Annotated in this window: 12 protein-coding genes and 1 pseudogene; 6 read left to right on the top strand and 7 right to left on the bottom strand. The window is 65.5% G+C overall.

Annotated features, from left to right (window positions below):
- Window positions 1–171 precede the first annotated feature (171 nt).
- On the bottom strand, window positions 172–1155 hold the full coding sequence (locus tag GD628_RS12190; RefSeq protein WP_152274881.1) for a LacI family DNA-binding transcriptional regulator: 984 nt from the start codon (window positions 1153–1155) through the stop codon (window positions 172–174).
- Window positions 1156–1315: 160 nt separating this feature from the next.
- Between GD628_RS12190 and GD628_RS12195 the strand changes: the two genes are divergently transcribed.
- The 5 genes from GD628_RS12195 to GD628_RS12215 all read left to right on the top strand — a co-directional run bounded on the left by GD628_RS12195 (window position 1316) and on the right by GD628_RS12215 (window position 6404).
- Window positions 1316–2137: an ABC transporter permease gene (locus tag GD628_RS12195; protein ID WP_152274882.1), complete on the top strand. Its 822-nt coding sequence runs from the start codon at window positions 1316–1318 to the stop codon at window positions 2135–2137.
- Window positions 2134–2928: an ABC transporter permease gene (locus GD628_RS12200; protein ID WP_091607308.1), complete on the top strand. Its 795-nt coding sequence runs from the start codon at window positions 2134–2136 to the stop codon at window positions 2926–2928. Before GD628_RS12195 ends, GD628_RS12200 begins: the two co-directional genes overlap by 4 nt.
- The gene (locus GD628_RS12205; RefSeq protein WP_152274883.1) at window positions 2925–3950 is read left to right on the top strand and encodes an ABC transporter ATP-binding protein; all 1026 of its coding nucleotides are present in this window, start codon (window positions 2925–2927) and stop codon (window positions 3948–3950) included. Before GD628_RS12200 ends, GD628_RS12205 begins: the two co-directional genes overlap by 4 nt.
- Before the next feature lie 119 nt (window positions 3951–4069).
- Entirely contained in the window at window positions 4070–5140 is a 1071-nt protein-coding gene (locus tag GD628_RS12210) for an extracellular solute-binding protein (protein WP_152274884.1), read from the top strand.
- Between the two features lie 115 nt (window positions 5141–5255).
- Complete coding sequence (locus GD628_RS12215) at window positions 5256–6404, top strand: adenosine deaminase family protein (protein ID WP_193313260.1); 1149 nt, start codon at window positions 5256–5258, stop codon at window positions 6402–6404.
- Window positions 6405–6470: 66 nt separating this feature from the next.
- On the opposite strand, the gene GD628_RS16530 is transcribed toward GD628_RS12215, so the two are convergent.
- From GD628_RS16530 to GD628_RS12245, 6 genes and pseudogenes are all read right to left on the bottom strand, one after another.
- Complete coding sequence (locus tag GD628_RS16530; protein ID WP_193313270.1) at window positions 6471–6869, bottom strand: hypothetical protein; 399 nt, start codon at window positions 6867–6869, stop codon at window positions 6471–6473.
- A gap of 916 nt (window positions 6870–7785) precedes the next feature.
- Window positions 7786–8292, bottom strand: coding sequence for a DinB family protein (locus GD628_RS12225; protein ID WP_226802519.1), 507 nt, complete (start codon window positions 8290–8292; stop codon window positions 7786–7788).
- Window positions 8293–8346: 54 nt separating this feature from the next.
- Window positions 8347–9609 carry an arginine deiminase gene (locus GD628_RS12230; RefSeq protein WP_152274886.1) on the bottom strand — a complete coding sequence of 421 codons (1263 nt, stop codon included), beginning with the start codon at window positions 9607–9609 and terminating at the stop codon, window positions 8347–8349.
- 80 nt (window positions 9610–9689) lie between these two features.
- Window positions 9690–10940: pseudogene (locus tag GD628_RS12235) on the bottom strand (alpha-hydroxy acid oxidase).
- Between the two features lie 22 nt (window positions 10941–10962).
- Window positions 10963–11955: an ABC transporter substrate-binding protein gene (locus GD628_RS12240; RefSeq protein WP_152274887.1), complete on the bottom strand. Its 993-nt coding sequence runs from the start codon at window positions 11953–11955 to the stop codon at window positions 10963–10965.
- Between the two features lie 61 nt (window positions 11956–12016).
- On the bottom strand, window positions 12017–12730 hold the full coding sequence (locus GD628_RS12245) for a GntR family transcriptional regulator (RefSeq protein WP_152274888.1): 714 nt from the start codon (window positions 12728–12730) through the stop codon (window positions 12017–12019).
- A gap of 124 nt (window positions 12731–12854) precedes the next feature.
- Between GD628_RS12245 and GD628_RS12250 the strand changes: the two genes are divergently transcribed.
- Complete coding sequence (locus GD628_RS12250) at window positions 12855–13961, top strand: DNA cytosine methyltransferase (protein WP_152274889.1); 1107 nt, start codon at window positions 12855–12857, stop codon at window positions 13959–13961.
- Window positions 13962–14068: the final 107 nt, after the last annotated feature.

Below are 14068 nucleotides of genomic sequence, written 5' to 3' on the forward strand. Positions count from 1 at the left end.
GATGCAGGTGCGGGCCGGTCCCGGTTGGGCCGGCGGAAGCCTTCCTGCGACGCTCCGGATACGTGCTTAGGGCAGGCTAACCAAGGTAACCCTAAGCGACGTTTGCGGCTGGTGGGAAATTTGGTGACAGAAAGATGTCCTAATTAGCTGCCGGATGGATTTACCCCGCCGCTAGGACCAGTGCACCGGCACCGCGAGCCGGCGCTGTTCCGGGCCTGCCTGCGCGGACACCGGGAGGCCGCGCACTTCCAGGGCACGCAGTTCGAGCCGCCGCAGCAGCAGCTCAACCGCCTGCCGCCCCACCTGGGTCCCATCCACGTCCACCGAGGGCACACCGGAGGAACCCAGTGCACGGGCGATCCGGGCGTCCCCGCTCACCACGAGGTCCTGCGGCACCCTGATGCCGCGCAGCTGCAGGGCATACATGAGTCCCAGGGCGATCGGTGCGGCATAGACCAGGACGGCGGTGGCGCGGGCGGCCAGCACGTCCTCAGCCAGGCGGATGCCGCTCTCGGCCAGCGGAGGCAGCGGGCCAAGGAGCGTCAGCTCAGCCTTGCCTGCCAGGGCATCCTGCACCGCCTGGGCGCGCATGCTGTCCAGCCAGGAACCATCCGGTCCGCCCATGTATGCAATCCGGGTGTGTCCCCGGGCCGCGAACTCCGCGGCGAGTTCGCCGAAAGCAGCCGGGGTGTCCGCCAGCACCGAGGGGATACCGGAAAGTTCGCGCTCGATCAGTACGGTCGGCGCCAGGGACTCGGCGTGGCGGACCACCTCGGGGCAGGCCTGTGACGCGTTGAGGATCAGTCCGTCCACCTGGCTGGCCAGGCGTTCCAGGCCGGCGTTGCCCGCTGGCGAGGCCAGGTTGCTGACGGCGATGGTCAGGTGGTTGCCGGATTCCTCAGCAGCTGCCTGGGCGCCTTCGATGATCGGGGCGAAGAAGGTGTTCTGCAGGCTGGGCACCACCAGCGCCAACAGTCCGGTGCGGCCGCGGGCCAGGGCCCGGGCAATGCGGCTCGGCTGGAAGCCAAGGGAGTCTGCGGCGGCACGGACCCGCTCAATGGTGTCCCGGGCTACCAGTTCCGGCCGGGCGAGGGCACGGGAAGCGGTCGCCTTCGACACGCCGGCCAGCACGGCGACGTCGTCCAGTGTTGCCATCAGTTCCCCCCTCTTCTAGGCCGCAATCATAGCCGTGACGTGGGAACACGACAGCTTGTGAAGTCCGGTAACAATGCTGAAACACGATCCTACTAGGCTAGGGTGCAATCGGTTCCACAACCGGTTTCATCACTCCATTCGAATTCGGGGATATCGCCTTATGCTGCGCAGACCCAAGCTCCTGCTTGCACCGGGGGCCATAGTTCTGGTGCTGGGATTCGCCATCCCCGCGCTGGTAATGCTCTTCAGTCCGCCCGGCACCGGCCCGGGTGAAGTTTTCGCCCGTCTCTGGCAGATGCTTGGCGACCCCTATGACCTGGCCATCATTGGACGCACGCTGTTCTTCGGTCTCACGGTTACGGCGCTCTGCATTGTCCTTGGCTTCCCCATCGCGTTCCTGCTGGCCCGGTCCACCTCCCGCTTCGCCGGGGTCTGGCTGGCCCTGGCCATCTTCCCGCTGCTGCTGAGCAACGTGGTGCGCACGTTCGGCTGGCTGGTGATCCTGGGCAGCAACGGTGCCGTTGGCCAGCTGATCGTCTGGCTGGGCCTCAGCGAGCGCGGACCGCAGCTGCTTTACACGCCGCTGGCGGTCATCCTGGGCATGCTGCAGCTGTTCCTGCCGCTGGCGATCATCACCTGCTATTCGGCAATCGCGCAGGTGGACAAGAACCTCGACGACGCCGCCCGCGGCCTGGGCGCGTCCCGCACCCGCACGCTGTGGAGCGTGGTGGTGCCGCTGTCCCTGCCCGGCGTCGTCGTGTCCGCCACGCTGGTCTTTGCCGGCGCGGCCACCGCCTACACCACCCCGTACCTGCTCGGCGGCACCGGACAGCGGGTGCTTTCCACCCAGCTGTTCACCTATTCCTCCGTGACCGTGAACTGGGAAGCGGCCTCGGCCACGGCCCTGGTCATGACCGTGCTGGTCTTCGCGGTCTCCGGCCTGTCCTCCGCCCTCGGATCACGTAAGGGGAGGGTCGAATGAGAACCCGTCCAGTCCTGCTCAGCCTTGCGGTGGTCGGCTACCTCGTGATGATCGTGCCGATCCTGTTCGTAGTCCTGACCTCCTTTACCGCCGGACGCTCCCTGGCCTTTCCGCCGTCGGGCTTCTCCCTGCAGTGGTTCGAAAAGGCGCTCTCCTACGCCCCGTTCATGGACTCGCTTGTCTCTTCGCTGCTGCTGGCCGTGGTTGCCACCGTGCTGGCCCTGCTGCTCGGCGTGCCGGCGGCCCTGGCCATTGCGCGCAGCCGGTTCGCGGCGAAGGGCGCGGTCCAGACGTTCTTCGCCTCCCCGCTGATCGTGCCGGAGCTGGTGATCGGGCTGGCGCTGTACCAGCAGCTGGTGATCGCGCTGCGTGCGGACACCTTCTGGGTCCTGCTGCTGGGCCACGTGGTGATCCTCATGCCGTACACCGTCCGGGTCACCGGTTCCACCCTGGTGCTCAGCGACCTGAGCATCGAAGACGCGGCCCGCGGGCTGGGTGCGACGCCGCTGCACACCTTCCGCACCGTGACGCTGCCGCTGATGCGTCCGGGCCTGATCTCCGCGGCGCTGCTGAGCTTCATCACCTCGTTCAACAACGTGCCGCTGTCCCTGCTGCTGCAGAGCCGGGACTTCAGTACCTTCCCCATCACCATGCTGGATTACGTCCAGCAGTCCTACGACCCCATGATCGCGGCCATGTCCACGCTGATCATGGCCGGAACAGTCGTCATCGCCATTCTTGCCGAGCGGACCGTGGGCTTCGCCAAAATCTTCGGAGGTATCAACTCGTGAGCACGCCCGCAGCAGAATTCGTGAACGTGAGCCAGAACTACGGCTCCTCCCTGGCCGTGGACTCCATCAACCTCCAGATCGAGGAAGGCAAGCTCACCACCCTCCTGGGCCCCAGCGGCTGCGGCAAGACCACCAGCCTGCGGATGCTTGCCGGGTACCTGCAGCCCACCGCGGGGCAGATCATCATCGGCGGCTCCGATGCCACGCGGCTGCCGCCGGAGAAGCGGAACCTGGGCATGGTTTTCCAGTCCTACGCCCTCTTCCCGCACCTGAGCATCGCGGACAACGTGGGCTACGGGCTGAAGCTGCGCAAGGTCCCGGCCGCCGAGCGGAAGGCCCGCATCACCGAGTGCCTGGACATGGTGGGGCTGGGGCACCTGGCCAGCCGTAAGCCCAAGGCGCTCTCCGGCGGGCAGCAGCAGCGCGTGGCGCTGGCCCGGGCCATCGCCATCCGCCCGCGGCTGCTGCTGCTCGATGAGCCGCTCTCCAACCTCGATGCCCGGCTGCGCGTGCAGATGCGCGCCGAAATCCGCCGCATCCAGGCCGAAACCGGCCTGACCGTGGTGCTGGTGACGCATGACCAGGACGAAGCGCTGGAAATGTCCGATTCCATGGTGGTGATGCGCGCCGGCAAAATCGAACAGACGGGATCCCCGTCCGAGGTTTTCACCGCGCCGGCCAGCCGGTTCGTCGCCGACTTCCTGGGCTACGAGAACTTCCTGGAGCTGCCCGGCCGCGGCCTGGTGACCATCCGCCCGGAGCATCTGCACCTCGCCTCCGCGGACTCGGTGCACGACGCCGGCGGGCTGGATGTTCCTGCTGTGGTCACCTCGGTGGCCTACCGCGGAACGGACGAGATCCTCACGGTGGACGCTGCCGGAACGGTGCTGAAGGTTTCCGTGCACCGCAACTCGCAGACTGCGGCGCTTCCCGCGCTTCGCCCCGGAGACCCGGTGCGGGTCACCGCCTCCGGCGGGGACATCGTGGCACTGCCCGCCGACGTCGTTCCTTCCGCCGCCTAGACCGGACGGGAGCCGCCGGATTGTCCCCCCCAACCGGCGCCTTCCGTCCTCCCCCATCCCCGTATTGCCCTGAACCTACGCGGCACAGCTGTGCCGGGTACCACCGAAAGGAAATCCCCATGTCCCTCCCCCGCAACCGTGCAGCGAAATTCTCCGTTGCCGCCGTCGCCGCCGCACTGCTCCTGTCCGGCTGCGGCTCGGATTCATCCTCCGACGCCGAGTCCAAGACACTGGTGCTCAGCGCGTTCCCGTTCGGCGCGGAAGCGTTCGAGGAAGCCGTGGTGAAGCCTTTCGAGGAAAAGACCGGCATCACCGTTGAAATCGAGACGGGATCCAACGCGGACCGCCTCTCCTCGCTGGAACTGGCCGGCGGCGACTCCGGTGTGGACGTCATGCTGATGTCCGACTTCTATGCCGCCATGGGCGAAGAGAAGGACCTGTTCCAGGCCGTGAACGCGGAGAAGGTGCCCAATCTGGAGAACATCGCGGACTTTGCCGTCTCGGATGACTTCTCCGGTCCGTCCTACAGCTACCAGCTCAACGGCGTGCTGTACCGCACCGGAGACGTCTCCGCTGAGGAAGCCGCCAGCTGGGACCTCTATGGGGACGCCGACTACGCCGGCCGGGTGGCCTTCCCGGACATTTCCACCACCGGCGGCCAGCTCTCCGTGACCGGTGTGGCGGACACCTACGGGCAGGACCCGTATGACATCGACGCTGCCCTGGAAGCGATCGGCGGCTGGTCCCCGAACATCCTGAAGTTCGTCTCCTCCTCCACCGAGATCACCAACCTGCTGGTGCAGGGCGAGATTGTTGCCTCCCCCACGCTGAACGGTTTCGCCACGGACCTGATCGAAAACGGCGAGCCGGTGGCCTGGACCGCCACGGATGAAGGCCGCTACATGGCCACCAACCGGGTGCTGATCCCCTCCGGTGCCAAGAACGTGGACGCCGCTCATGAGTTCATCGACTACCTGCTCTCCGCCGAAGCGCAGACCGCTTCGGCCGAGCTGGTGGGCGATCTGCCGGTGAACCCGGAGGCCACCGTTCCGGATTCGCTGACGGCCGTGGTGGGCGACATCGCCGAGGATCCGATCGCCGCAGGTTTCTCCACCCTGGACTTCCCCACCATCGTGGCCAACTACGACACCTGGGTTGACCGCTTTGCCCGGGAAGCTTCGTCCAAGTAATTTCCGCGGGTTCCGGTCCCGGCTTTCCGCGCCGGAACCGGAACCCGTTCGTTTTTCCCGCATTGCCGCCTTTTCCTATTTCCCGCATTCTCCGCAGCACTGAAAGCCAGGACGCATGACCACCGAGACCTCTTCCGAGACAACAGCAGCCACCGAGTCCACAGCCCTGCACGAGTTCGCTGCCCGCATTCCGAAAACGGACCTGCACTGCCACCTCATCGGCACCGTGCGTGCTTCCACGTTCGCCGATCTGGCTGCCAAGGCCGGATTGGTGCTGCCGGAGGATCCGGAGATGATCTTCGCGAACATCTCCTCGGTGATGCGGGACTTCACGCCGTATGAGAATGCCCGGATTCCGATCGTGGAGGACTACTCGCTGGACCCCTCGGGGGACCGGTATTCGCTCTTCCAGGCCTCGGAGTGGGTCATGCAGGCCCTGACCGAGGCGGAAGACCTGACCCGCATCACCTACGAAGCGTTCGAAGCGGCGCACCGCACCAGCAACACCCGGCACCTGGAACTGTTCATCGATGACGTTCCCCCCGCCCTGAAGGAACTGGGATACGCCGGTTGCATCGAGGCCTACGCGGAGGGCATCCGGCAGGCCGAACGGGACTTCGGCATGAGCGGCCGGCTGATTGTCGGCATCGACCGCAGCAAGGACGGCGCCTACGCCGTGCGCCGGGTCCAGCAGATCCTGAACGCCCCGCATGAGTACGTGGTGGGCATCGGGCTCGACAACCTTGAAACGGCCGGGCCGCCGGAGCGGTTCGAAGCCGCCTACCAGCTCGCCGGCCGGGGCGGGCTGAAGCGCACCGCGCATTCCTCCGAGCACGCCCCGGTGGCTGTCAACACCATCACCTGCCTGGACGTGCTGGGCTGCGACCGGATTGATCACGGCTACTTTGTGATGGAGGACGACGCCGTCATCGCCCGGATGCGCGAGGACCAGGTCCCGTTCACGGGCATCTTCACCACCTCCCGGCGGTCCTGGCGGCCGTGGCGCCGCGCCTCGATCAAGGCCATGGTGGACGCCGGCCTGAACGTCATCCTTGCGTCCGATGATCCGGGGATGTTCCCCACCACCCTGGCCAACGAATACCGGATCGCCGTGGACGACCTGGGCCTGGACCGGGCCTGGCTGCGGAAGTCAGCGCTGGCCGGCGTGGATGCCTGCTGGCTCCCGGAGCCGGAGAAGGCCGCACTGAAGGCCTCCATGACGGCAGAGATTGATGCGCTGGAGCAGGAGCTGTTCGGCGCTTAACCAGCCCCCCGCGGTTGGTTAACTTAGGGGCACTGGTCTTGCGCCCAGTGCCCCTATTGATGGTTCCTACTGCGAGATCCAGCGCATTCGACCATCCGCTGCTGGAGCACAGATCATCGGCTTGCCTGTTTTCGTGACACCGACTCCTCCACTGCAGAAAGCACCGGGGTGGACAACATTCGGGCCTACCGGTGCAGGCACCGGTTCAGGCGCTGGCGCAGGTACGGGCGCGGGCGCTGGAGCTGGCGGAACATACTGCTGTCTCACCTGTTCTTCGGCCAGACGCTGTGCCTCGGCGGCGGCCGCCTGCTCTTGGACTAGCCGCTGAGATTCTGCCGCCGCTTTCGCCGCTTCATCTGCCAACCGCTGCTGCTCAGCCTCTTCTGCCGCAACACGTGCAGATTCCGCCTGCTCGGCAGCAGCTATGCGATCAGCTTTCAGCTTGTCCGCGACGTCTTTTTCCATCCAGACAAACTCTTGGTGTTCGTTTTCAGCGCACACGAAGGTGACAACACCGGCACCTGCCTTCGTGGACGGTGACGCTGAAGGAGAAGCCGCAGCTCTTGAACCTGATGCCGATGGCGACGCCGTACCGACGGACTCTCTTGTTTGGGTCATCCCGACTTTGGGGCATGACCCGCCCACGATGATTCGGGCAGTTGCCGACGGAGTAGGAGTGGGTGTCGGACTCAGGGACGCGGAAGGGCTGGTGCTGGAACTTGCGACAGGTTCAGCTACGGCAAGGTCTGGACCAGTCAGCCCCACTCCGACGAACCCAATCAGCAGGGCGGCGGCGCCGGATGCTAAGCCAATCTTCGCTCCCTTCGAAGAGCTGAAGGCCACCCAAGATCGGCGGCGGAAGATCAGGCTATATGCGGAAGTGATGAGTAAGAGCAGCCCGATCAGCAAGACCCATGCGCTGAAGCCTCCCATTTCGGGCAGCAGGGCAACCAGAAACAGTCCAGCCCCCCTCCAACTATCCAGGTGGACCTGAGCGGTTTCCATTTTTGGGCAGCATTGTGCGGCTTTGACGACATTGATTTCCCCCATAACACACAAGCGATCATGGATGCATAAGCATCGGGTGAGAACGTATCAGCTCGCTCATCCCATCAGGCGGAGACACGCAGAATTAATCAAGCGTTATCCAACGCGGGTTCGCCCAAGCCGGAAGCTGCTGCCCACCCGCACTCAATACCGTCGTCGCCCCGACGCAGCGCCGCGGGCGATCTGTCTCAGGTGGAACTGGCCGGCACCATTGGGGCGGCAGTGTCCGAGTCCGGAGTTGCCGGGTACGCGGCGTTCTCCGCGCAGGTGGGAGTGTCCTTCGGAGTATCTGACTGGGGTGCATGCCAGGGCCACGCCGGGGTTTGGAGAGGGGTTAGTCCGGCTGACTGGTTCGGGCAGCCAGGAGCAGCTCCCTCAGGATGTCGGCGTGACCGCAGTGCTGCGCAAGCTCTCGGAGCATGTGCTGCTGAACCCAGCGCAGGGGCAGCGGTCCTCTGCGGTTTCCGGGCAGCAGATCGTCCCCATTCAGCCCGTCGACCGCGCTCTTGGAAAGTTCCACCGCCTGCGTATATCCGGCGAGAACGGACTCAATGGTGTCTGTTTCCGCCAGCTCGAACGATTCGTCCGGAGTTTCCGGGATCCCCAGTTCTGCGCGGGACGCACCCGTCACCGCCTCGCCGAACCAGACGCGCTCCACAAAAGTGGCGTGCTTCACCAGGCCGAGGAGCGTGGTCTTGGAGGGAACCATCCGGCGGCTGGCTTCATCCTCGGTGAGGCCATCGAGGCAGTGCACGAGCATGCTGCGGTGCTGGTCGATGAACCTGCCTAGCTGCGCATCGACGGGTGCAAGGTAGGTGTCCTTGTGGTCAGGCTCGTGCAACTGGTCCCCTGCTCTGTCGACGGATCATGCAGCCTCTTCCTTGCACTGAAAACGTCACTCCAGCCCGTCCCGGACGATCGGGCAGGTCATGCAGTGCCCGCCGCCGCGGCCGCGGCCCAGCTCGGCTCCCACAATGGGAATCACCTCAACGCCGGCGTTCCGCAGCGCCGCGTTGGTCTGGGTGTTGCGGTCATAGGTGAACACCACGCCGGGCTCGAGTGCGACGGCGTTGTTTGCGCTGTCCCACTGCTGGCGTTCGGTGGCGTGGTAGTCCCCGGCGGTCTCCACGAGCCGCAGCTTCTTGTAACCCATCGCCTCCGCCACCACGTCCACGAAGCGGCGGTCCCGCTCGTCCCGAACTTCGAGGCCGGGGGCTTTGTCCGACGGGTGGATGGTGAACGGGTGGATACCGTCCACGATCGCCGGATGGATGGTAGCCAAGTCCCGGTCCGCGAAGGTGAACACGGTGTCCAGATGCATCGCGGCACGCAGCTTCGGCATCCCCGCCACCACGATCCGCTCCGCGGCCCCGTCCGCGAACAGCGCCTGCGCCAGCTGGGTGATGGCCTGCCGGGAGGTCCGCTCCCCCATGCCAAGCAGCACGGTGCCGTTGCCTACGGGCATCACGTCGCCGCCTTCCAGGGTGGCTTGGCTCCAGTCCTGTTCGGCGTCGCCCCACCAGATCTTCGATCCGGCGTAGTCCCGGTGGAACCGGTAGATGGACTGCATCAGCAGGGTTTCGTCGTGCCGGGCCGGCCAGTACAGCGGGTTCAGGGTCAGTCCCGAGCCGATCCAGCAGGTGGTGTCCCGGGTGTAGAGGGTGTTGGGTAGCGGAGGCAGCAGGTACTCGGGCCGCCCCTGGGACTCCCGGATCAGCCCGACGTAACCGCTGCGGTAATCCACCGGAAGGTCCGACGTCGTCAGGCCGCCAATGAGGTAGCGCGCGAGTTCCGCTCCGGAGAGCGAATCCAGGAAGGCGCGGACGCCGGCAACCAGCCCCAGGCCCACGCGGTTGGGGATGATCTTGCGGTCCAGCAGCCAGGCCCTCGCATCGGGCAGATCCATGGTCTGGCCCAGCAGGTCATGCAGTTCCACCACCTCGACGCCGCGGCTGGTCATCTTGACCACAAAGTCAGCGTGGTCGCGCTTCGCGTTGTCCACCCACAGCACGTCATCGAACAGCAGGTCTTCCCGGTTGGTGGGAGTCAGGCGTTCGTGCGCCAGGCCCGGCGCGCAGACCAGGACCTTGCGCAGCTTGCCCACCTCGGAGTGGACGCCGTAGGACGCGGCCGCGCCTGCGGCGGTTGCGGAGGGCATGCTGAATCTCCTTGGTGCTTAGTAAGTAGACTTACGAACATCCTCGCAGAAGGAACCGCGGTCTCCGAATCGGAGGGTGCCTACCGGGCGGCGGCACCCCGCATGGCCGCGTTGGGAACGCCGGCAAGGTTCCGCAGATGCTCCGGCCCCAGCTCGGCCACACTCGTAGCGCCGATCAGCTGCATCACCAGGGTCATCTCCGTCCGCAGGATTTCCAGCGCCCGGTCCACACCCTGCCTTCCGCCGGCCATCAGCCCGTACAGGTAGGCGCGGCCGATCAGGGTGAAGTCGGCACCGGCGGCCAGCGCCGCCACGATGTCCCCGCCGGACATGATCCCGGAGTCCAGGATCAGCTGCGCTTCGGGCCCGACGGCGGCACGGATCTCCGGCAGCACCTTCAGCGGAACCGGGGCACGGTCCAGCTGCCGGCCGCCGTGGTTGGAAACCACGAGGGCGTCCGCACCGCGGGCCAGGACGTCGACGGCGTCGGACGCGGACTGGATGCCCTTCACGATCAGTTTCCCGGACCAGTTCTCCCGCAGCCAGGCCAGGTCCTCCAGGTTCAGCGATGGATCGAACATGGTGTTGACCTGCTCAGCCACCGACGTCCGCTCCCCCTCGAAGTTCGCGAAGCCCAGCGGCTTGGTGGTCAGGAAGTTGAACCACTACTCCGGCCGGTAGGACGCATCGAGGATGGTCTTCGCGGTGAGGGTGGGCGGCAGCGTCATGCCGTTGCGGGTGTCGCGGTACCGCGCGCCGGAAACCGGGGTGTCCACGGTGACGACCAGCGCCCCGAACCCGGCAGCTTCCGCCCGGCGGATCAGTTCCAGGGACCGGGGACGGTCCTTCCAGAGGTAGAGCTGGAACCAGCGGTCGGCGTCGGGCGCTTCCGCGGCGACCTCCTCGATGGACACCGTGCCCATGGTGGAGAGGGAGAACGGAATCCCGAACGACGCCGCTGCCTGCGCTCCGGCCACCTCACCTTCGGCGTGCATCAGCCGTGTCAGGCCGGTGGGCGCGATGCCCACCGGCAGGGCGGCGTGCGCTCCGGCGATCGTGGTGCGCAGGTCCACGGCTGCGACGTCGCGCAGCACGTGCGGGTTGAATTCGACGGCGTCGAACGCGTCCCGGTTCCGGCGCAGCGAGTGCTCGGCGAAGGAACCGCCGTCCACATACTCGAACGCCGCCGTCGGGACCCGCCGCCGGGCGGTGTTCCGCAGGTCCGCGATGGTGTTGGCCTTGGCGAGGCGGGCTCGCCGCCGGTCGGGGTCGAAGGCCTTGAACTGGACGAGTTCGCGGAGTTCGGAGTACTGGGGAATTCGGCGCTTCATGGCTGCTTTCGAAAGGGTGGGATTAGTCAATGACGGTGTCGGCGGCGTCGAGCATGTCCTGCGGAAGGGTGATGCCCATGCGTGCCGCAGCGGACTTGTTGAGCACCAGCAGGGATTCGGTCTGCTTTTCCACGGGCATGCCGGCCGGGTCTTCGCCTTCAAGGATCTTGATGGCCATCAGCGCGGTCTGGTAGCCGAGCTGTTCGTAGTCCAGGCCGTAGGTGGCGACGCCGCCGGCCTCCACGGACGCGGCATCGCCGACGACGAGGGGAATCTGCTTCGTTTCCGCGGCTTCCACCACGCTGTCGATGGCGGCAACCACGTGCGAGTCGGTCGGGACGTAGAGTGCGTCCACGTCCAGGGACTGGGCGGCCTGCTGCACCTCGGAGGTCGCGGAGATGGCGGCCTCCTTCAGTTCCATGCCGAGTTCTTCGGCGGCTTCCCGGGCCAGGTCCACCTGCACGCGGGAGTTCACTTCGCCGGAGGAGTAGACGACGCCGATGGTCTTGGCGTCCGGGGCAAGTTCCTTGATCAGCGCCATCTGGTCTTCCACCGGGCCGAGGTTGCTGGTTCCGGTGATGTTGGCCCCGGGGGCGTCCCACGATTCGACGATCCCGGCTTCCACCGGCTCGGTGACGGCGGAGAAGACCACGGGGATGTTGCCGACGGCCTGCGCCACGCTCTGGGCTGCGGGGGTGGCGATGGCGAAGACCAGGTCAAGGTCCGACGACGCGAAGCCGGCGGCGATCTGGGTGGCGGTGGCCTGGTCGCCCTGGGCGTTCTGGTAGTCGTACTCCACGCCCTCGCCCTCGGGGTAGCCGTTTTCGCTCATGCCCTTGATGAAGCCTTCGCGGGTGTCGTCGAGGGCTTCGATGTCCATGAGCTGGGAGATGCCGATCTTCACCGGTCCGTCTCCCCCGCCGTCGCCGGTTCCGGCGTCCGAGCCGCAGGAGGTGAGGAAGATTCCGGTGGTGAGCAGGGTGGCGGTACCGAGGGTGCTGAGTGAACGCTTCATTGCGCTGCCTTTCGGGTGGGCGGGGTGCTGGCTGAGTTAGGGGGTTTCGGGTGGTTCAGGGCTAGAGCGGTCCGGCGTTGTAGAAGGTGCGGATCATGGCGGCATTGGCTTCAAGCAGATGGTCATGCATGAGCTGCTGCGCTGCTTCGGCGTTGCCGGTGGCGACGGCGTCGAAGATCGCTTCGTGGGCGGTGCGTTCCTCCGTGGAGGAGAAGTGGTCGTGTGCCATGGGCATCAGGTGGTAGAAGCGCATGACCTCGTCGGTGAGGCTGCGGTCCATGGCTGCGGCGCGGGTGTTGCGGGAAGCATGGGCGCAGGTGACGTGGAAGTCGCGGGCAGCGGAGAGCCGCTCTTCCAGGGTGTTTCCATCGCGGAACTGGTCCTCGATGCGGGCGCGGAGTTCGGTGACGAGTTCGGCGGTGACGTTGCGGGCCGCTGCTGCGACCAGCGGGGGTTCGAGAATGAGGCGCAGGTCCATGACTTCGCGGACGTCGTGGAAGCTGAGGCTGCGCACCATGTAGCCCTTGCGCGGCAGCACGCTGACCAGGCCTTCGACGGTGAGCATCTGCAGTGCTTCGCGGACTGGCGTCTTGGAGACGCCGTATTCGCGGGCGAGGTCCGGTTCCGTGAAGATCTGTCCCGGGCGCAGTTCGGCGCGGATGATCTGCCGGCGGATCATGCTGCGGATCCGTTCGGGCTGGGACTGGGGTGCTGCTTCTTTCGCGGCGGGCGCGCTGCCCGTACGCAGCGGGTGGACGTTGTCCGCGGACGTCATGATGTGACCTGCATAACAGAGATGCTACAGATATATCTCAGAGATACAAGAGATCCGGGGACCGTGACGTGCCCGTCACGTCCTGCCGGATGTCTTCAGAAAAGCGGATAACCTTACTCTCAAGATGAAGACCCAGACCCAGCTCCGCGCGCCGTTCGAACGTACAGTTTCCCCGGAGTCCATCCGAGTATTGGACCTCTTTTCGGGTGCCGGCGGTCTCACTCACGGGTTCTATGCCGCTTCCACTCGGTTCGTCACCGAAAGAGCAGTTGAGTTCGATCCAGCCGCGGCTGCGACATACGCTGCAACCTTCGGGCGGAAGGTCTATGCCGGACCGATCCAGGAGTGGCTCCACAAAGAAGACGTGCCGGAAGTGGACGTGGTCATAGGCGGCCCGCCTTGCCAGGGTTTTTCGCTGCTGGGCAAGAGAAACGCTCTAGATGAGCGCAACTCCTTGTGGGAGCACTATGCGTCTTCTCTGATTCGCGCAAAACCAAAATATTTTATCGTTGAGAACGTCGGCGCCTTTGGTAAGTCCCAGCAGCTTGTGGATTTCAAGGATGCAACGAAGCCCGACGGGTTCCTCCGCGACTACAGCTTTGAATGGCATGTTCTGAATGCCGCCGACTATGGCGCCCCTCAGGCACGAAAGCGAGCCATACTGATCGGTCACCACCGAGACTTGCCGTTCCCCGGTTTTCCTCCGCCTACCCACGTAGGACGTCACCTTTCCGTTCGACAGGCATTATCAGGCGTGCCGATAGACGTGGACGGGACCGAGTTGCCGGACCGACGCACGGCAGTTGGCGACAAGTCCATGCCTGGGGCATTCAGGACCACGGAGTTGCATCTGGGCCGCGACTACGCGCAGCTTTCCCTGGATCGCTTCGCAGCCATCCCGCCTGGCGGCAACCGCATGGATCTGCCCGACCACCTGCTAGCTCCTTGCTGGGTCAACCATAAGAGTGGATCCGGCGACGTCATGGGCCGTCTCCGCTGGGACACCCCGGCGGTCACCATCCGGACAGAGTTCTTCAAACCCGAAAAGGGACGCTACATACATCCGAGCGCCAACCGAGCCATCACGCACCTCGAGGCTGCCCGATTGCAGGGATTTCCGGACGAGCACCTCTGGGTTGGTTCAAAGACTGCCATAGCCAAGCAGATCGGCAACGCCGTGCCGCTTCATCTGGGCAGGGCAATAGCGTCTCAGCTTCTCCTGCAGCTTTAGTTCGGAAAATGCTGGTTCCTGCGGTCCGTCGCTGAAGCTATGTCAGTGCCAGCAGGTATAACTGATGAACCAGCTATTTGAACGACCCTGACGCAAGGCGTTGGGCT

The organism is Arthrobacter koreensis, assembly GCF_009193255.1.
GTDB classification, from domain to species: Bacteria; Actinomycetota; Actinomycetes; order Actinomycetales; family Micrococcaceae; genus Arthrobacter_B; species Arthrobacter_B koreensis.

Excerpts from the sequence above, each read along its gene's own strand:
- GD628_RS12190 (WP_152274881.1), bottom strand. The coding sequence starts at position 1,155 with ATGGCAACACTGGACGACGTCGCCGTGCTGGCCGGCGTGTCGAAGGCG.
- GD628_RS16530 (WP_193313270.1), bottom strand. The coding sequence starts at position 6,869 with ATGGAAAAAGACGTCGCGGACAAGCTGAAAGCTGATCGCATAGCTGCT.
- GD628_RS12210 (WP_152274884.1), top strand. The coding sequence starts at position 4,070 with ATGTCCCTCCCCCGCAACCGTGCAGCGAAATTCTCCGTTGCCGCCGTC.
- GD628_RS12230 (WP_152274886.1), bottom strand. The coding sequence starts at position 9,609 with ATGCCCTCCGCAACCGCCGCAGGCGCGGCCGCGTCCTACGGCGTCCAC.
- GD628_RS12200 (WP_091607308.1), top strand. The coding sequence starts at position 2,134 with ATGAGAACCCGTCCAGTCCTGCTCAGCCTTGCGGTGGTCGGCTACCTC.
- GD628_RS12245 (WP_152274888.1), bottom strand. The coding sequence starts at position 12,730 with ATGACGTCCGCGGACAACGTCCACCCGCTGCGTACGGGCAGCGCGCCC.
- GD628_RS12195 (WP_152274882.1), top strand. The coding sequence starts at position 1,316 with ATGCTGCGCAGACCCAAGCTCCTGCTTGCACCGGGGGCCATAGTTCTG.
- GD628_RS12240 (WP_152274887.1), bottom strand. The coding sequence starts at position 11,955 with ATGAAGCGTTCACTCAGCACCCTCGGTACCGCCACCCTGCTCACCACC.
- GD628_RS12215 (WP_193313260.1), top strand. The coding sequence starts at position 5,256 with ATGACCACCGAGACCTCTTCCGAGACAACAGCAGCCACCGAGTCCACA.
- GD628_RS12250 (WP_152274889.1), top strand. The coding sequence starts at position 12,855 with ATGAAGACCCAGACCCAGCTCCGCGCGCCGTTCGAACGTACAGTTTCC.